The sequence below is a fragment of the Algihabitans sp. genome, assembly GCF_965226985.1.
GTDB lineage: Bacteria > Pseudomonadota > Alphaproteobacteria > Kiloniellales > DSM-21159 > Algihabitans.
This window is the reverse complement of the sequence record NZ_OZ245712.1, coordinates 1,653,168-1,671,660: the sequence shown is the minus strand read 5'-3', so window position 1 is coordinate 1,671,660 and position 18,493 is coordinate 1,653,168. Positions and strand designations below refer to the sequence as shown.

The 18,493-nt window shown below is 65.0% G+C and carries 17 protein-coding genes; 14 read left to right on the top strand and 3 right to left on the bottom strand.

The genetic code is table 11. The annotated features are described in order from the left end of the window. The 4 genes from ACO054_RS07675 to ACO054_RS07660 are packed head-to-tail and all read left to right on the top strand — an operon-like array spanning nt 1 to nt 3,197. Nucleotides 1-777, top strand: coding sequence for a type III pantothenate kinase (locus ACO054_RS07675; protein WP_421709849.1), 777 nt, complete (start codon nt 1-3; stop codon nt 775-777). Further along, nucleotides 774-2,447 (top strand): ribonuclease J, encoded by a 1,674-nt coding sequence (locus tag ACO054_RS07670; RefSeq protein ID WP_421709848.1) that lies wholly within the window; start codon nt 774-776, stop codon nt 2,445-2,447. The genes ACO054_RS07675 and ACO054_RS07670 overlap by 4 nt, the downstream gene beginning before the upstream one ends. A gap of 25 nt (nt 2,448-2,472) precedes the next feature. After that, a complete protein-coding gene (gene mce, locus ACO054_RS07665; protein ID WP_421709847.1) occupies nt 2,473-2,877 on the top strand; it encodes a methylmalonyl-CoA epimerase in 405 nt (134 codons plus the stop codon). A 47-nt stretch (nt 2,878-2,924) separates the two neighbouring features. Next, nucleotides 2,925-3,197, top strand: coding sequence for a DUF1467 family protein (locus ACO054_RS07660; protein WP_421709846.1), 273 nt, complete (start codon nt 2,925-2,927; stop codon nt 3,195-3,197). Nucleotides 3,198-3,207: 10 nt separating this feature from the next. Here the strand turns inward: ACO054_RS07660 and ACO054_RS07655 are convergent, their stop codons facing one another. The 3 genes from ACO054_RS07655 to ACO054_RS07645 all read right to left on the bottom strand — a co-directional run bounded on the left by ACO054_RS07655 (nt 3,208) and on the right by ACO054_RS07645 (nt 6,151). Then, nucleotides 3,208-3,846, bottom strand: coding sequence for a DUF7002 family protein (locus tag ACO054_RS07655; RefSeq protein ID WP_421709845.1), 639 nt, complete (start codon nt 3,844-3,846; stop codon nt 3,208-3,210). Between the two features lie 14 nt (nt 3,847-3,860). Then, nucleotides 3,861-4,493 (bottom strand): glutathione S-transferase family protein, encoded by a 633-nt coding sequence (locus ACO054_RS07650; protein ID WP_421709844.1) that lies wholly within the window; start codon nt 4,491-4,493, stop codon nt 3,861-3,863. A gap of 368 nt (nt 4,494-4,861) precedes the next feature. Beyond that, nucleotides 4,862-6,151, bottom strand: a complete 1,290-nt coding sequence (locus ACO054_RS07645; protein WP_421709843.1) for an NCS2 family permease — start codon at nt 6,149-6,151, stop codon at nt 4,862-4,864. Between the two features lie 166 nt (nt 6,152-6,317). Here ACO054_RS07645 and ACO054_RS07640 point away from each other — a divergent pair, with 166 nt between their 5' ends. The 10 genes from ACO054_RS07640 to ACO054_RS07595 all read left to right on the top strand — a co-directional run bounded on the left by ACO054_RS07640 (nt 6,318) and on the right by ACO054_RS07595 (nt 18,491). Next, nucleotides 6,318-6,857 carry a hypothetical protein gene (locus ACO054_RS07640; protein ID WP_421709842.1) on the top strand — a complete coding sequence of 180 codons (540 nt, stop codon included), beginning with the start codon at nt 6,318-6,320 and terminating at the stop codon, nt 6,855-6,857. A gap of 160 nt (nt 6,858-7,017) precedes the next feature. Further along, the gene (gene proS / locus ACO054_RS07635; RefSeq protein ID WP_421709841.1) at nt 7,018-8,346 is read left to right on the top strand and encodes a proline--tRNA ligase; all 1,329 of its coding nucleotides are present in this window, start codon (nt 7,018-7,020) and stop codon (nt 8,344-8,346) included. Between the two features lie 15 nt (nt 8,347-8,361). Next, nucleotides 8,362-9,612, top strand: coding sequence for a lipoprotein-releasing ABC transporter permease subunit (locus tag ACO054_RS07630; RefSeq protein WP_421709840.1), 1,251 nt, complete (start codon nt 8,362-8,364; stop codon nt 9,610-9,612). Further along, nucleotides 9,605-10,297, top strand: a complete 693-nt coding sequence (locus ACO054_RS07625) for an ABC transporter ATP-binding protein (protein WP_421709839.1) — start codon at nt 9,605-9,607, stop codon at nt 10,295-10,297. Before ACO054_RS07630 ends, ACO054_RS07625 begins: the two co-directional genes overlap by 8 nt. Before the next feature lie 60 nt (nt 10,298-10,357). After that, on the top strand, nt 10,358-13,855 hold the full coding sequence (dnaE, locus tag ACO054_RS07620; RefSeq protein ID WP_421709838.1) for a DNA polymerase III subunit alpha: 3,498 nt from the start codon (nt 10,358-10,360) through the stop codon (nt 13,853-13,855). 383 nt (nt 13,856-14,238) lie between these two features. Continuing rightward, nucleotides 14,239-15,108, top strand: coding sequence for a 30S ribosomal protein S2 (gene rpsB / locus ACO054_RS07615; protein WP_421709837.1), 870 nt, complete (start codon nt 14,239-14,241; stop codon nt 15,106-15,108). Between the two features lie 176 nt (nt 15,109-15,284). Further along, nucleotides 15,285-16,211, top strand: coding sequence for a translation elongation factor Ts (gene tsf, locus ACO054_RS07610; RefSeq protein ID WP_421709836.1), 927 nt, complete (start codon nt 15,285-15,287; stop codon nt 16,209-16,211). Between the two features lie 90 nt (nt 16,212-16,301). After that, complete coding sequence (gene pyrH, locus ACO054_RS07605) at nt 16,302-17,027, top strand: UMP kinase (protein WP_421709835.1); 726 nt, start codon at nt 16,302-16,304, stop codon at nt 17,025-17,027. A 46-nt stretch (nt 17,028-17,073) separates the two neighbouring features. Then, complete coding sequence (gene frr, locus ACO054_RS07600) at nt 17,074-17,631, top strand: ribosome recycling factor (protein ID WP_421709834.1); 558 nt, start codon at nt 17,074-17,076, stop codon at nt 17,629-17,631. An 11-nt stretch (nt 17,632-17,642) separates the two neighbouring features. Further along, nucleotides 17,643-18,491 (top strand): isoprenyl transferase, encoded by an 849-nt coding sequence (locus tag ACO054_RS07595; RefSeq protein WP_421709833.1) that lies wholly within the window; start codon nt 17,643-17,645, stop codon nt 18,489-18,491. The last annotated feature ends 2 nt before the right edge of the window (nt 18,492-18,493 follow it).

Genomic DNA, 18,493 nt, shown 5'->3' with positions numbered 1-18,493 from the left:
GTGCTGCTCACCATCGACAGCGGCAACACCAACTGCGTCGTAGGGCTCTACGAAGGGGCGGAGCTGCGCGCCAAGTGGCGGATTGCGACCGACGCCCGCCGCACTTCCGACGAATATGTGGTCTGGCTGACCTCCCTCATGGTCCTGGAGGGGATCGACCGCAGGGCCGTGACGGGCGCTATCGTCTCCAACGTCGTGCCGGCGGCCCAGCGTGCTTTCGACCGTCTCTGCCGGCATCATCTCGGGATCGAGCCACTGGCGGTCGAAGAGGCGATCCGGAGCAGCGACGTGCCCCTGCGCGTGGCACGGCCGGAACAGGTCGGCGCCGACCGCATCGCCAACGCGGTGGCCGCTCACGCGACCTACGAGGGCGCGCTGGTGGTCATCGATTTCGGCACGGCCACCACCTTCGATGTGATCGACCCGGACGGCGGTCTGGAGGGCGTGATCATCGCGCCCGGTATCAACCTTTCGATGGAAGCGCTCTATCAGGCGGCGGCGCGCCTGCCGCGCGTTCCTCTTGCGAAGCCGGAGCGCATCGTTGGCACGGACACGGTCTCTGCCATGCAGTCCGGCGTCTATTGGGGTTATGTCGGACTGATCGAGGGGCTGATCGCGCGCATCAAAGCGGAACGAGGACAGGACTTGACCACTGTGGCCACGGGCGGACTGGCGCCGCTGTTCGAGCAGTCGAGCGCGGAGATCCAGCACGACGATCCGGATCTGACCCTGCGCGGCCTGCGGCTGCTCTACGAAGCCGACCGGACGCGGCGATGAGCGACATTCCCGCCCCCGGATCCGACGAGCTTCTGTTCCTGCCGCTCGGGGGAACCGGCGAGATCGGCATGAACCTCAATCTCTACGGTCATGCCGGCAAGTGGCTGATGGTCGATTGCGGCGTAGCCTTCGGCGAGCACGATCTTCCGGGGATCGAGGTGGTCATGCCCGATCCGGACTTCATCGTCGAGCGGGCGGAGGAGCTGGTCGGGCTGGTCTTGACCCATGCGCACGAAGATCACCTGGGTGCGGTGCCCTGGCTCTGGTCTGAACTGCGCTGTCCGATCTACGCGACGCCCTTCACTGCCGCGCTGCTGCGCCGCAAGCTGGTCGACGAAGGGCTGGAGGAAACCCCGGAGATCACCGAGATTTCCCTCGGCAGCCGCCTCGACATCGGCCCCTTCGATATCGAGCTGGTGACCCTGACCCACTCGATCCCCGAACCCAACGCCGTGGTGCTGCGCACCGCCGCAGGCATGGTGGTCCACACCGGCGACTGGAAACTCGATCCCGATCCGCTGATCGGTGACGACTACGACGACAAGCGGCTGCGGGAGGTAGCCGAGGAGGGCGTTTTGGCGCTCGTCTGCGACTCCACCAACGCGCTCGTGCCCGGACAGTCCGGCTCCGAGTTGGAGGTGCGCAGCGAACTGGAAGACCTGCTCGGGCGCTTCGAGCAGAAGGTCGCCGTGGCCTGTTTTGCCAGCAACGTCGCGCGGTTGGAAACCGTCGTGCGGGCGGCCGACAAGAACGGCCGTCGGGTCGCCCTGGTCGGACGGTCGATGCACCGCATCTGGGCGGCGGCACGGGAAACCGGTTATCTCGACGACCTGCCGCCGCTGCTCGACGTGCGCGATATCGGCTACCTGCCGGATTCGGAGATCCTGCTGCTGGTGACCGGCAGTCAGGGCGAACCGCGCGCCGCGCTCTGGCGGATCGCCAACGACGACCATCCCCAGATCTCTCTCGGCAAGGGCGATGCCGTCGTCTTCTCTTCCCGCGTCATTCCGGGCAACGAGAAGTCGATTCACGGCCTCTACAATCTGCTGACCGCCCGAGGAATCGAGATCGTCGGCGCCGACGAGCGGCCCGTGCACGTCTCGGGACATCCTTGCCGCGACGAGCTGGCGCAGATGTATCAGTGGACGCGCCCCCAGATCGCGGTGCCGGTCCACGGCGAGCGGCGTCACCTGGAGGCGCATGCCAAGCTGGCGCGGGAGTGTCAGGTGCCCGAGAGCATCGTCGGTGCGAACGGGGCGCTGGTGCGCCTCGCGCCGGGCCCCGTTCAGATCGTGGATCACGTGCACTCCGGCCGCCTGGCGCTCGACGGCGATATCCTGCGTCCGGTCGAAAGCCCGGTGATCCGGACGCGTCGACGCATGGTGATCAACGGCTCCGCCGTGGTTACATTGGTGCTGGACGGCAAGGGCGTGCCGGTCGTCTCGCCGCGCATTGCGGCCGGCGGCCTCTACGACCTCAGGGAAGAGGCCGAGGTGACGGAAGCCATCGAACAGGCGATCGCCACCGCGCTTCACACCCTGAGTCGCCACGACCGTCACGACGACCGGGCCACGGCGGAAGCCGTGCGGGTCGCTGTACGGCGTACGCTGCAACGCGAGCTGGGTAAGAAGCCTGTAATCGAGGTTCAGGTCATTCGGGTGCAGCGGTAGGCAGGAGAAGAAGGAGAGACGCGCGATGATCGGACGCTTGAACCACGTGGCGATCGCTGTGCCGGACCTGCAGGCTGCTGTCGCCGGCTACGCCGGTACGCTCGGCGCCACCGTCTCGGCACCGCAGGACGAGCCGGACCACGGCGTCACGGTCGTCTTCGTGGAGCTGCCGAACACCAAGATCGAGCTGCTTCATCCGCTGGGAGAGAGCTCGCCGATTGCCAGCTTCCTGGAAAAGAATCCGGCCGGCGGCATCCACCACGTCTGTTACGAGGTCGACGACATTCTGGCCGCGCGCGACAAGCTCAAGGCAGAGGGCGCCCGGGTGCTGGGCGACGGCGAACCCAAGATCGGGGCGCACGGCAAACCTGTGCTGTTTCTGCACCCGAAGGACTTCTTCGGAACCCTGGTCGAGCTCGAGCAGGTCTAAATCCGAGACCAGGTCCGGCCGACGCCAAGCAGGGAAGTAGTATCCGCATGAGCTGGTTTACCGGCATCATCGTCTTCGTGATCGTCTGGTGGGTGGTGATCTTCATGGTCCTGCCTTGGGGTGCGCGCCCGCCCGAGCAACCCGAGACAGGCCATGCGCCCAGTGCGCCGGAAAACCCGCGGCTCCTCCGCAAGGTCCTGATCACCACGGGCCTCTCGGCTGTGGTTTGGTTGATGATCTACGCCGCCGTGGAGAGCGATCTGGTCTCCTTCCGCGAACTGGTCGGCGGAGATCCCTTCCAAGTCCAAGCCGAGCCTTAGGTGTTCGTCGTCAGGAGGGCGTGAGCCGCCGTCGTTCGATCAGATGATCGGCGATGTCGTCGATAGCCCCCCGGACGGTGACTTCGCGAACCCGATCGCGCCCGCCGCGTTTTCGCGACCAGTCCCGATAGGACAGCTCACCCAGCGGCGTGAAGGTCCCGAGGCCTCTGCGCGCCGGACGCCGGATCGTCGCGCCGGAGTTGATCGGGCAGATCTCCAGGCGTGTTTCATGGGCGCGCGCCAAGGAGAGCGTGTCGAAAACCAAAACGTCCCGCGAGCGTGCCCGGTTTATCCGCCCCCCGATCAGACGCGCGAAGCTGTCTTCGTCCGGCCAAAAGAAGACCCGCGCATTCAGGATGGCCAGCCAATCCGCGGGCGCGAGGCCGTCGTCGAGGCAGCGCTCCAGCGCCTCTTCGCGAAGCGGCATCTGATCGTTGAGAACCACGCGCCCGAACTGCGGATGGGTCAGCGGTTCCTCCACTGGTCGCCGTTTTCGCTCGAGCCGCGTCCGCTCCAAGCCGTCGATCTCGAAAAGGTCGAGTAGGCGGCTGGTGCAGAGAAGGCCGAGCGCGCGAATGCTTGGCCAAGATTCGGGATCGGTGACGTGATAGAGCCTCGGATGCCGCGAACTTAGCTCTTCGGGCGTCATGCCGAAGAATCACCCTAACTCAGCGGCAGCATCACGCGGTCGCGGTAGGCCGGGCGCTGTTGCAGACGCTCGTACCAAGCCGCGAGGTTCGGCAGCGACTCCTGCGGCACCTCCAAGGCATGCCAGCGATAGGTCGCGCAACCTAGGGGAATGTCGGCGGTGGTCAGTCTGTCTCCCAGCAGATAGGCGCGCCCCTTCAACTGCGCATCGAGCAGTCGGAAGGCGGACTGACAGGCGGCGATTCCCTTGTCGATCGCGGCCTGGTCGCGCTGCTCCGGCGGCGTGCGAACCAGCCCCCAGAAAACGGGCGTCATGGCCGCCACCACCGTCATCGTCGCCCAATCCATCCACTGGGCCGCCAAGGCGCGCTGCCCTTCGTCGTCCGGGTCCAAGGCGCCCTTGCCGTAGCGCCTGGCGAGGTAACCAACGATGGCGTTTGACTCCCAGAGAACGAAGCCGTCGTCGTCGATGACCGGAACAAGCCGGTTCGGGTTCAGCTCCCCATACCAATCCTGGTCGAGCTGTCCGTGTTCGCGTCCAGCGGGAGTATGATCGTAGGTGAGTTCAAGCTCGTCGGCGATCCAGAGCACCTTCTGGACGTTGATCGAGTTCGGACGCCCCCAAATCCGCAGCATGAGTTCCCCCATATCCCGTCTCGACCTGGCCGCGCGAAAGACCGGATCGACGGCACCCTTTTTGGCCAAGCCGCCGGCTTCGCCTTTTGCCAAAAATTAAGGCAAGCCTCCCGCAGGAGAGCTTGCCTCAATTTACCCGTTCGGATCCGCCTTTTCGCCAAGCTTCGAAAGCCTGAGCGGCGATTTCTCGAACGACGTTCCTCCGTAAACTTGGACCGTGATCGTGGCCGACTTCGGTGTTTAATCACCGATAAACTGTTGTTGCACAGTAGATAGCCGATCCATCTGGGGGAGTCACCCACTTTTTGCCACTTTTTTGCGCAGCCCGGTCGATGTTCGAAATTTTCCGTCTATCGACTGGGCTAGGCTTTCCGTTTCGCTCAAAGAAAGGCGAACTTGAGTACAAAAGCTGCGGCAATAACCAGGACTGCGACCGAGCAGTCGGAGATCCGACCCGTCAGGATCTTCACGGCGGCATAGGCAATGAAGCCGAGCCCGATGCCGTGCGCGATCGAGAAGGTCAGGGGCATGGACAGCGCCGTGAGGACGGCCGGGGCGTACTCCGTGACGTCCTCCCAGTCGATCTCCGCCAGACCGCGGGTCATCAGGCAGGCGACGAACAACAGCGCGGGCGCCGTCGCGAAGGCCGGAACCGTACCCGCCAAGGGCGCGAAGAACAGCGTAAGCAGGAAGAGCAGGGCCACCACCACGGCCGTCAGGCCCGTGCGTCCTCCGGCCTTAATGCCGGAGGCGGACTCGATATAGCTGGTGGTTGTGGAGGTGCCGATGGCGGCGCCGAGGACTGAGGCCGAGGAGTCGGCCATCAGGGCCTGCCGCAGACGCGGCAGCTTTCCGTCCGGATCCAGCAGTCCGGCCCTATGCGCCACGCCGATCAGTGTTCCCGCCGTGTCGAAGAGGTCGACGAACAGGAAGGTGAAGACGACCGACAGCAGCGCGATCTTGAAGGCGCCGGCAAGATCGAGCTGCAGGAAGGTCGGGGAGGGGTCGGGCGGCAGATCGACGATGCCCTTGAACTCGCTGACCCCTAAGAGCACGCCGATCGCCGTGATCGCCAGGATGCCGATGATGACGGCACCGGGCACGCGCAGGCGGTCCAGCGCCACCATGACCGCGAAGCCCACGAGAGCCAGCAGCGCCGGCCAGGCCGTCAGGTCGCCGATGGTCACCAAGGTGGCGGGATGGTCGACCACGATGCCGGCGTTCTTGAGCGCGATGATGCCGAGGAACAACCCGATGCCGGCGGAGATCGCCATCTTCAGGCCCTTGGGTATGGCGTTGATGATCCACTCGCGCACCGGCAGGATCGAGAGGATGACGAAGAGGATGCCGGAGAGGAAGACCGCGCCCAAGGCGACCTGCCACGTATGCCCCATGCCGAGCACGACGCCGTAAGTGAAGAAGGCGTTGAGGCCCATGCCCGGGGCCAGCGCGATCGGGTAGTTCGCGTAGAGCCCCATGATCAGGGTGCCAACCGCAGCGGCGATGCAGGTCGCCACGAAGACGGCCCCGAAATCCATCCCTGCGTCGGAAAGGATCGCCGGGTTGACGAAGGCGATGTAGGCCATCGTCAAAAAGGTGGTGATCCCTGCGATCACCTCGGTTTTCACCGTGGTTCCGTGACCACGCAGATCGAAGAACTTCTCCAACATGTCTATCCGACCCCCCAAACAACAAAGTTGCGCAGCGAGACGCCTGCCGCGACTCGCTTCGGTCTCTCGTCTCTCTGACTCTCGCTTCCCCCGAAGCCCATTCGCCTGCTGCCTGTATCCGGCTCGCTTAGGCTTTTGGCAACTTCCGGAAGACTAGCCTCAGCAGATGCGCCAAAGCTACGGTTTCATTGCGGCCTGCTGCGTCTTCTCTTCGCTTCCGGCGACGGCACAGCCGCTGGAGGTGATCGTCACGCGTGCGGACTGTTCGCAACTTGTGCGCCACCTGCCGGACGCGGATGTATCGGCCACCTTCCAGCCCGGCGTCGACGCGCGCGGCAACCCGGTGGCGCCGGCCGACCTCTACGGCGCCAATCCGATCGAACTGCCGGACAGCTTTACCTTTCCGATCGAGGTCCACCCGCTGAATACCTCCGAGATCCGGACTCTGGAGAGTGAACGCCGGATTGCCGCCACCCAGCTTGCGGCCGATCCGAACAACGCGGAACTGCAAGCCCGGCTCGACGCGCTGGATGCCGAAGCGGCCCGGCTCGACGGACGTCCCGAATCGGCCACCCGGCTGACGGTCGGCGAGGTCACGGTGAACCGCGACGGCCGGGTCTACTTCAACGGTCAGCCCCTGCAGAACGACGAGGCCTGGGAGCTGTCGGAACGCTGCCGCGAGATCCTGGCCGCGCCGGCCGAGTGAGTCCGGCTGCCGCCTTGCCCAAGACCGCCGCAATCGCGCCCTTTTCTCGCCGCCGCCTTGGGGGAGGGTGACGCAATGGACAAGTCTCAGGCCATTGCGTAGGGTCCCGGCGCCTTTTGCCGGGTCGATCCGGCGCCTCATCACCTAAAAGAGCTCTGGAATGCGCCGCTCCCGTTTTTTCCTCCCGACCCTGCGCGAGACCCCCAAGGAAGCCGAAATTGTCTCTCACCGCCTGATGCTGCGCGCCGGCATGGTGCGGCAGGCCTCGGCCGGCATCTACTCCTGGCTGCCGCTCGGCTTCCGGGTGCTGAAGAAGATCGAGCAGATCGTGCGGGAGGAAGAGAACCGCGCCGGGGCGCAGGAGGTCCTGATGCCGACCATCCAGTCGGCCGACCTCTGGCGCCAGTCCGGACGTTACGAGGCCTACGGTCCCGAGATGCTGCGGATCAAGGATCGGCACGAGCGCGACATGCTCTACGGTCCGACCAACGAGGAGCTGATCACCGACATCTTCGCCAACTCGGTGAAGAGCTATCGCGATCTGCCGCAGCTGCTCTACCACATCCAGTGGAAGTTCCGGGACGAGGTGCGGCCTCGCTTTGGGGTCATGCGCGGACGCGAATTCCTGATGAAGGACGCCTACTCCTTCGACCTCGACTACGAGAGCGCCCGCCGGTCCTACTACAAGTTCTTCGTGGCCTATCTGCGGACCTTCGCCCGCATGGGCCTGAAGGCGATCCCGATGGAGGCCGACAGCGGGCCGATCGGCGGGAACCTGAGCCACGAGTTCATCATCCTGGCCGAAACCGGCGAGAGCGACGTCTTCTGCGACCGGGAGTTCCTGGAGGCCGACGTTCTGGCCAGCGACGTGGACTACGGCGACGACGCGGCGGTGGCCGGCGTGGTCGAGCGTTTCACCAGCCTCTATGCCCGAACTGACGAGAAGCACCAGCCCGAGGCCTTCGCGTCCGAGGTGCCCGAGGACCGGCGCTACGAGGGGCGCGGAATCGAAGTCGGGCACATCTTCTACTTCGGAACCAAGTACTCGGCCCCCCTCGGCGCCAAGGTGGCTCTGCCGGAGGGCGGCGAAACCGACGTTCACATGGGGTCCTACGGCGTCGGGGTCTCGCGCCTCGCCGGCGCGGTGATCGAGGCCAGTCACGACGAGGCCGGGATCGTCTGGCCGGATGCCGTGGCGCCCTTCGACGTGGCGCTGATCAATCTCAAGGCCTCCGACGCCGGCTGCACGACGGCCTGCAACGCCGCCTATGCGAAGCTGCAGGCAGCCGGCCTCGACCCGCTATACGAAGACAGGGACGAGCGCGCCGGCGCCAAGTTCGCCGAGATGGATCTGATCGGACTGCCCTGGCAGGTGATCGTCGGTCCCCGTGGACTGGAGCGCGGCGTGGTCGAGCTCAAACGTCGCGCGACCGACGAGCGTGAGGAGGTTTCCCTCGACTCGGCGCTCGCGCGCCTGACCGAAGCCTAGGGAGCGGGGCGCGGGATGCTGTTCGGGGCCGTGGAACGCCTGATGGCACTGCGCTACCTGCGCTCCCGCCGTCAGGAGGGCTTCATTTCGGTGATCGCGGTCTTCTCGCTGCTCGGCATCGCCTTGGGCGTGGCGACGCTGATCATCGTCATGGCGGTGATGAACGGCTTCCGGGTCGAGCTGCTGGACCGGATCCTCGGGGTCAACGGCCATCTGACGCTCCACGCCAGCGCTCCCGAGGGGATCACCGACTACCCGAGCCTCAGCGAGCGGCTGCGACAGCTTCCCAACGTGCAAACGGTGACGCCGCAGGTCCAGGGCCAGGTCATGGTCATGGCCGACGGCCGCGCCAACGGCGCCTTGGTTCGCGGCGTCCTGGCCGATGCCCTGGCCGAACGGCCGAAGATGATCGGCGAGCTGAAACAAACCTCGATCGAGGAGTTCGCGACCGGGGAGGGGGTGCTGATCGGCATCGGCATGTCGCGCTCCCTGGGCCTGAACAAGGGCGACCGCATCACGCTGATCAGCCCGCAGATGAGCCGCACCGCCGTCGGCTCGATCCCGCGCATGAAGGCCTATCCGATCGTCGGTTTCTTCGAGGTCGGCATGCATGAGTATGACAACAGCTTCATCTACATGCCGTTGGAGCAGGCCCAGGTCTTCTTCCGCTATCCCGACGGCGTCAACGCGGTGGAGATCATGGTCGAGAACCCCGACCAGGTCGCCCGAGTGCGCGGGGCGCTGAACCGCGAGGTGACGCAGGCGCTGCGCGTGACGGACTGGCAGAGTGCCAACTCCAGCTTCTTCAACGCGGTGCAGGTCGAACGGAACGTCATGTTCCTGATCCTGTCGCTGATCATCCTGGTCGCCGCCTTCAACATCCTTTCCGGCCAGTACATGCTGGTGAAGGGCAAGGGTCGGGACATCGCGATCCTGCGCACCATGGGGGCGCCGCGCGGACTGATCCTGAGAGTCTTCTTCATGTCGGGCGCCGCCATCGGCCTCTTCGGTACCCTGGCCGGGCTCGGGTTGGGCCTGCTGTTCATCGACAACATCCAGACCCTGCAGGGATGGGTCGAAAAGCTGTCGGGAACTCAGGTTTTCAATCCGCAGGTCTACTTCCTGACGCGGCTGCCCGCCGTCGTCGACTGGAACGAGGTTTGGCAGGTCGTCGCCATGGCCCTGGGGATCTCCTTCCTCGCCCCCTTGCTTCCGGCCTGGCAGGCGGCGCGCCTCGATCCCGTGGAAGCCCTCCGCTATGAATAGCGCCGCACTGCATTTGGACGGGGTCGGCAAGAGTTTTCGACAAGCCGGACGCGAGCTGCCGGTGCTGCAGGGGCTCGATCTCGATCTGCGGCCGGGCGAGATGGTCGCTCTGCTCGGGCCGTCAGGCTCCGGCAAGTCGACCTTGCTGCACATCTGCGGTCTGCTGGAGCGCCCCGACCGAGGCGTCATCAGCATCGCCGGAACGGAAGCTCAAGGGCTGGGCGACCGGGAGCGAACCCGGCTGCGGCGCGAACAGATCGGATTCGTCTATCAGTACCATCACCTGCTGCCCGAGTTCTCCGCTCTGGAGAACCTAGTCGTGCCTCAGATGATTGCCGGGCTGTCCAAGCGCGAGGCCAGAAGCCGCGCACTGAAGCTGCTTGAGATGGTCGGACTGACAGAGCGGACGACCCATCGCCCGGCCAGTCTGTCCGGCGGCGAGCAACAGCGGGTCGCCATCGCCCGCGCGCTGGTCAATTCACCGCGCCTTCTGCTGGCTGACGAACCGACGGGGAACCTCGATCCCCATACCGCGGACAGTGTCTTCGCTCTCTTGGTCGACCTGGTGCGTAGCGCTCAGCTCGCGGCCCTGGTGGCAACCCACAACTACGAGCTCGCCGCGCGCATGGACCGGATCGTCCGCCTGGACGAGGGGCATCTGGTGGACGGGCTGCCGGCCGAATAGTCCACAAGTTATCGAAGCGCCCCGGTTCCGCTCCGACCACGAATTGCGGCACCATGCGGCATGGCCGATCCCAGCTTCCTGCATCTGCGCACCCACTCCGCCTATTCGCTCTCCGAAGGGGCGATCAAGGTCAAGGAACTGGTGAAGCTCTGTGTCGATCAGAACATGCCGGCAGTCGGCCTGACCGACAGTGACAACCTGTTCGGCGCCATGGAGTTCGCGCTCGAGGCCGTCAAGGCTGGAGTGCAACCGATCATCGGCTGCCAGCTCGGGGTGGCGCGGGTCGATGCCAAGGCGGCCTCCACCAACGGCACGGCGGCGACGGCGCCGCCACCAGATCAGATCGTTTTGCTGGCGGCCACGGAGGCGGGCTACCGCAACCTGCTGAAACTGGCCAGCAAGGCCTACCTCGAAACCGAAGCCGGCGGCGAACCTCACGTCGAGATCGAGGATCTGGAGCGGCACGGCGCCGGCCTCATCGCTTTGACGGGCGGTCCTCGCGGCACTATCGGACGCTTGCTCGCGGAGCAGCAGGATAAGCTGGCGGAAGAGGTACTGCTGCGCCTTGCCAAGTGTTTCCCTGGCAATCTTTACATCGAGCTTCAACGGCATGGCCTGGCCGTCGAGGCCGCGATCGAAGAACGGCTGATTGACTTGGCTTATGCGCAGGATCTGCCGCTTGTCGCGACCAACGAGCCCTTCTTTGCGACGGTCGACCTTTACGAGGCCCATGACGCGTTGCTCTGCATCGCCGAAGGCGTGACGGTGAACCACGAGCAGCGGCGCCGGGTGACCCCAGAGCATCGCTTCAAGTCGGCCGAGGAAATGGCGGCGCTCTTCGCCGACCTGCCGGAAGCCTTGCAGAACACGGTGGTGATCGCACAGCGCTGTAGCTTCTATCCCCAGACGATCGCGCCCATCCTACCGGCCTTCGAGACGGCCGCCGGGCGCTCCGAAAGCGACGAGTTGCGAGCCCAGGCGGAGGCCGGTCTGGCCGAGTATCTGGAAACGCGCGTCCTGCCACTGCTCGACAGCGAGGAAGACAAACGACGCGCCGAGATCCAGTACCAGGAACGGCTGGCCTACGAGCTGGGTGTCATCGTGCAGATGGGGTTCCCCGGCTACTTCCTGATCGTGGCGGACTTCATCCAGTGGGCCAAGAATCGCGACATACCGGTGGGTCCCGGTCGCGGCTCGGGTGCCGGCTCGCTGGTCGCCTGGTCGCTGAAGATCACCGACCTCGACCCGATCCGCTGGAACCTTCTGTTCGAACGCTTCCTCAATCCCGAACGCGTCTCGATGCCGGACTTCGACATCGACTTCTGCCAGGATCGGCGGGACGAAGTGATCCAGTACGTACAGGAGAAGTACGGCAGGGACCGGGTCGCCCAGATCATCACTTTCGGTAAGCTGCAGGCCCGGGCCGTTCTGCGGGACGTGGGTCGCGTCCTGCAGATGCCCTACGGGCAAGTCGACCGCATCTGCAAGCTGGTCCCGAACAATCCGGCCAACCCGGTCACGCTCGGACAGGCCATCGCGGGCGAGCCGGAGCTGCAGTTTCAGCGGGATAACGACCAGACGGTCGGCCGGCTGATCGACATCGCGCTGAAGCTGGAAGGGCTTTACCGCCATGCCTCCACCCACGCCGCCGGCGTGGTGATCGGCGACCGACCGCTGGACGAACTGGTCCCGCTCTATCGCGACCCGCGCTCGGACATGCCGGTCACCCAGTTCAACATGAAGTACGTCGAGCAGGCCGGTTTGGTGAAGTTCGACTTCCTGGGGCTCAAGACCCTGACTGTTTTGACCCGCGCCGCGACCCTGGTGCGGGAAAGCCTGCCGGAGTTCGACCTGGAGACCCTGCCGCTCGACAATGCGGAGGCCTACCGGGTCATGGCGCGGGGCGACACCGTGGGCGTGTTCCAGCTGGAAAGCTCGGGCATGCGCGATGCCCTGCGCAAACTCAAGCCCGACCGCTTCGAGGACGTCATCGCCATGGTGTCGCTCTACCGGCCGGGCCCGATGGAGAACATCCCCAGCTTCATCCGGCGCAAGGCCGGGGAGGAGACACCGGACTACCTCTACCCGACGCTGGAGCCGATCCTGGTCGAGACCTTCGGGATCATGATCTACCAGGAACAGGTCATGCAGATCGCCCAGGAACTGGCCGGCTACAGCCTGGGCGGCGCCGACCTCCTGCGTCGGGCCATGGGCAAGAAGATCGCGTCCGAGATGGACGCCCAGCGCGAGATCTTCGTCTCGGGCGCCGGAACCAAAGGTGTGGCCGAGAAAACCGCCTCGGCGATCTTCGACCTGGTCGCCAAGTTTGCAGGCTACGGCTTTAACAAGTCTCACGCCGCCGCCTATGCCCTAGTGGCCTATCAGACCGCCTACATGAAGGCGAACCATCCTGTGGAGTTCCTCGCGGCCTCCATGACCTACGACATGACCAACACGGACAAGCTGAACGGCTACCGTCAGGAACTCGACCGCCTAAGCATCCATCTGCTGCCGCCGGACGTGAACCGCTCCGAGCCGGATTTCGCGGTCGAGGCGGAGACCGACGGCAAGGCGATCCGCTACGCGCTGGCGGCCCTGAAGAACGTGGGGCGCGGCGCTATGACGGAGCTGTCGGACGAACGGCTTCGCAGCGGCCCCTTCGTCTCCCTATCCGACTTCGCGCAGCGGCTCGATCCGCGCCAGATCAACAAGCGCACGATCGAGAACCTGGCGACTTCGGGCGCTTTCGACGGCCTGGAAACCAACCGTCATGCCGTCTTTCAGGCGGCGGAGACGATCATGCGCCACGCCGCGACCGCGGCCGACGAGCGGACCAGCGACCAGGTCAGCCTGTTCGGCGAGGGGGCTGACAGCCAGGCCGGAGAGCTGAAACTGCCGAAAGTCATCGACTGGTCCGGCATGGAACGCTTGCAGCGTGAGTTCGACGCCATTGGGTTCTATCTGTCCGCCCATCCGCTCGACGGCTACGAAGCCTTGCTGGCGCGCAAGCAGGTCATCTCCTATGCGGACCTTCGCAAGGCCCCCTTCAAGGGCGAACCGCGCAAGCGGCTGGCTGGGATCGTCGTCGGCAAGCAGGAGCGGACCTCGAAGAAGGGGAGTCGCTTCGCTTTCGTGCAGATGTCCGACAGTTCCGGCCAGTTCGAGGTGATGGTCTTCGCGGAGGTGCTGGCGCAAAGCCGGGAACTGCTGGACAGCGGCCGGCCCCTCCTGGTCGAGGCTTCGCCCGACGACCGCGGTGGCGGAGGCGGCGGCGAGGAAGGCGACCTTCGCCTGCTTGCCCAACGCTTCGAGGACTTGGAAGCCTCCCTGGCCAAAACTGCGGCCGGCCTGAAGATCTATGCCGACACTCCCGAGCCGCTGCCACAGTTGCAGAAGCTGTTGGAGCGCGAAGGGCAGGGCCAAAGCCCGGTCTGCTTGGTGCTCTCTCTAACACGCGGGGAGGAGGCGGAGATCGAGCTGCCGCAAACCTATAACCTGCCTCAGGCAGCCCGCCAGGCGATCAAGGCGATTCCCGGCCTGCACGTGACGGACCTCTAGAGCGCGATCGTGTTTGACGGAAGCGCCTTCGCTTCCGTCAAACACGTGAATCGCACTCTAAACTTATGATGAGAGTAGGATTCACACCTGAGGTGGGATCGCCAGAGCGATTCCACCTCAGGCGATCCTGCTCTAGGGGGCTCGTTCAAAGCCCCAGAGCGCCCCTTGAAAGCGGCACGCGCGCTTGCAATTTGCGGCATTGCCGGGTATCACCCGCGCCACGCTTAAACCCCACACGCGGGCTTCATCGGTCGTTCGGCAGTCTTTCGCACTTCCGTTCGACCTCTCCGGTGTCCGATGTCCGGTGGCTTTGCCATAGAACCGGGATCGGATCGGCGGCTCGCGGAGGATCGAACCGGACGAAAGAAGGATACAGTCGAGCCATGGCTCTTCCCGATCTCTCTATGCGCCAGCTGCTTGAGGCCGGCGTTCACTTTGGTCACACGACGCGCCGCTGGAACCCGAAGATGGAGCCCTTCATCTTCGGTGTTCGCAACAACGTTCACATCCTCGACCTGCAGCAGACGGTTCCCTTGCTGCACCAGGCCCTGGTGTTCCTGCGCCAGGTTGCGGCCGGCGGCGGACGCGTGCTCTTCGTCGGCACCAAGCGCCAAGCGAGCGAAGTCGTCGCCGCGGCGGCTCAGCGCAGTGGCCAGTACTACGTCAATCACCGCTGGCTCGGCGGCATGCTGACCAACTGGAAGACCATTTCCCAGTCGATCAAGCGTCTGAAGGAACTCGACAGCCGTCTGGCCGACGAAGAGAGCGGCTTGACCAAGAAAGAGCTGCTGATCATGACGCGCGACCGCGACAAGCTGGAGCGTGCGTTGGGCGGCATTCGCGATATGGGCGGCCTGCCGGACGCAATTTTCGTGATCGATACCAACAAAGAGCATCTGGCCATCAACGAAGCCAACGTGCTCAACATTCCCGTCATTGCAGTGCTGGATTCGAACTCGGATCCGACCGGTGTGGCGCACCCGATTCCCGGCAACGACGATGCAATCCGCGCGATCCAGACCTACTGCGATCTCGCGGTCGAAGCGATTCTGGACGGTCTGCAGCAGGAGGTGATGGCCTCCGGCGGCGACATCGGCGCCTCGGCGGAGGTGCCGCACGAGCCGGCGGTAGCTGAGGAGGCCCCTCAGGCGGACGCGGCCGGCGAGAGTGAGAGCGAGACCGCTGCGGCGGAAGCGACGGTGGCGGCTGCAGAGGCGCCGGCCGCCGAGGAGACCAAGCCCGCCGAAGCCTGACGCGGCAGCGGGTCACTGGGAACCGAGGAACGGCGGCTGCGACGAGCCGCCGTTCTCACGTCGGACCCGGATATCCGCCGCAGGCCGGGGTGGCGCGGCGGAACGAAAGAGATTTTGTACAGGGGCCTGCCGGCCGCGCGGCCGGGGCCTGGAAAGGCAAGAGGGTTAGATAGGAAATGGCTGAGATCACCGCCGCACTGGTGAAGGAGCTGCGCGAGAAGACCGGCGCCGGCATGATGGACTGCAAGAAGGCGCTGACAGAGTCGAACGGCGACCTGGAGGCCGGTGTCGACTGGCTGCGGAAGAAAGGCCTATCGGCAGCCGCCAAGAAGGCCGGACGGACGGCGGCGGAGGGCCTCGTGTCCGCAGCCGTCTCCGGAACCGCCGGCGCGGTCGTGGAGGTCAATGCCGAAACGGATTTCGTGGCGCGGAACGAGCAGTTCCAGACCTTTGCCGCGAAGGTCGCCGACCTGGCGCTGCAGGCGAACGGAGACCTGGAGACCCTGCAGGGGATGGACTACCCGGGCAGCGGACGCAACGTCGCGGAAGAGCTGACCAACCTGATCGCGACTATCGGCGAGAATATGAACCTGCGCCGCACGGCTCAGCTTCAGGTCAGTGACGGCGTGGTCTGTTCCTACATCCACTCGGGCGTGGCCGAAGGCCTCGGCAAAATCGCCGTTTTGATCGCGCTGGAGTCGGGCGCCGACAAGGGCAAGTTGACGGAACTCGGCCGGCAGTTGGCGATGCACGTCGCCGCCGCCAATCCCCAGGCGCTAGACGTCGGTGACGTCGACCAGACAGCCCTCGATCGCGAGCGGGACGTCCTTAGCGAGCAGGCCCGCGCCTCCGGTAAGCCGGAAGACATCATCGCGAAGATGGTCGAGGGACGACTGCGCAAGTACTACGAGGAAGTGGTGCTGCTGGAGCAGGTCTACGTCATCGACCAGGAGAACAAGGTCAAGAAGGTGATCGAGCAGGCCGGTAAGGACCTCGGCGCCCCGGTCAAGCTGGCGGGTTTCGCGCGCTTCCAGCTCGGCGAGGGAATCGAGAAGGAAGAGGCGGATTTCGCCGCAGAGGTCGCCGCGGCCCGAGGCGCCTGACCTACGACGCACTTCGACGAGGTGGCCGCCGGGCCACCTCTCCCTTCTGACGGTCAGACGCGAACCAACGGCGAAGTGGATGGAAGTGGAATGAGCGGTCAGGCGTCCTACAAGCGGGTTCTCCTCAAGGTCTCCGGCGAAGCCCTGATGGGTCAGCGCGATTACGGGCTGGAGCCGGAGACGGTGGACCGTCTGGCGGAGGAGATCGAGGCCGTCCACGGGATGGGCGTCGAGCTCTGCCTCGTGATCGGCGGCGGCAACATCTTTCGCGGTGTCTCCGGTGCCGCGAAGGGAATGGACCGCGCGGCCGCCGACCACATGGGCATGCTGGCGACCGTCATGAATTCCCTGGCCGTTCAGAACGCCTTGGAGAAGCGCCAGGTGCCGACCCGGGTCCAGTCCGCGATCCCTATGGCCGCCGTCTGCGAACCCTACATCCGCCGCCGCGCCGTCCGTCACATGGAGAAGGGGCGGGTGGTCATCTTCGCCGCCGGAACCGGCAACCCTTTCTTCACGACGGACACGGCCGCTGCGCTCCGCGCCTGCGAAATTGGCTGCGATGCCCTGTTGAAGGGGACCAAAGTCGACGGGGTCTATGATGCCGACCCGATGAAGGACCCGAACGCCAAGCGCTACGAACGTTTGACCTATCACGACGTTCTATCGCGAGATCTTGGCGTTATGGACCATTCCGCCATTTCGCTAGCGCGTGAAAACCACATTCCGATACTAGTATTCTCCATCGCCCAGCCGGGCGCGTTCGCCAAGGTCGTCAGCGGCGACGGGCGGTTCACCATCGTCGAGGACGGCGCCTGAACATCGAGAAGACCCGACCCAGTGCTTTTCCCAGGGGGCAAGAACAATGGCCGCGGACGACATCAGCGATCTTAAAAAACGCATGGATGGGGCTCTCCAGGCCCTAAAGCGCGAGTTTGCCGGTTTGCGAACCGGCCGTGCCTCGACTGCGCTGCTCGAGCCCATCATGGTCGAAGCCTACGGCCAGCAAATGCCTTTGAATCAAGTCGGAACCGTCTCCGTGCCGGAGCCCCGAATGCTGACCGTGCAGATCTGGGACAAAGGGATGGTGTCGAAGGCCGAGAAGGCGATTCGCGAAGCGGGGCTCGGCCTCAATCCTTCCAACGACGGGAATACGGTCCGGATTCCCATTCCGCCGCTTTCGGAGGAACGCCGCCAGGAACTGGGCAAGGTTGCCGGCCGTTATGCCGAGCAGGCGCGCGTTGCAGTTCGCAACGTACGCCGGGACGGCATGGAAACGCTGAAACAGCAGCTGAAGGACGGCGAAATCTCCGAGGACGAACAGCGGCGCATTTCGGACGACATTCAGAAGCTCACAGATGAGCACGTGAAGGCCGTCGACGAAGCGCTCTCCGTCAAGGAAGCCGAAATCATGCAGGTGTGAGCGGCGAGTTTATGCCCGAAGCCCCAATCAGCAGGCCCCAGGCGCTCTCTGGTCAGGCCTTGTCCGATCAGGCACTGGACGACGCCGCAGGTCGCAGCGGGACCGACGCCGTGGCGCAAGCTCGCGTGCCGGACAACGGAGCGGGTGGCCCTGCGATACCTCGGCACGTCGCCGTGATCATGGACGGTAACGGTCGCTGGGCCGCGGCCCGGGGCTTGCCGCGCACCGCCGGGCACCGGCGCGGCGCGGATTCCGTTCGCCGCTGCATGGAGGCCGCAGGCGAACTGGGCGTCAGGTATCTGACGCTCTTCGGATTCTCGTCGGAGAACTGGGGGAGACCCGAGAGCGAGGTCAGCGATCTCATGGGACTCTTGCGTCGCTACCTGCGCAGCGAAATCGCCGAGATGCACGAAAAGGGCGTGCGTCTCCGGGTGATCGGCGATCGCAGCCGTCTGGATTCGGACATCGTTTCGCTGATCGAGGACTCCGAGCATCGAACCGCTCAGAATGACCGCTTCCACATGACGGTGGCTTTAAGCTACAGCGGCCGCGACGAGCTCGCTCACGCAGCACGGCAGATCGCTCGCGATGCGGCCGCCGGCCGGCTGGATCCCGAGCAGGTCGACGTTCAGGCGGTCTCGGCGCGCTTGCTGACGGCGGACATTCCCGATCCTGATCTGCTGATTCGCACGAGCGGAGAGCAAAGGCTCAGTAACTTTCTGCTCTGGCAGCTCGCCTATGCCGAGTTGGTGTTCATCGACTGTCTTTGGCCAGACTTCGGGCATGCGGAGCTCAAGGCCGCGATTGCCGAATTTCAGCGCCGCGACCGGCGCTACGGCGTCGCGGTCGGCTCTCGGTGAGG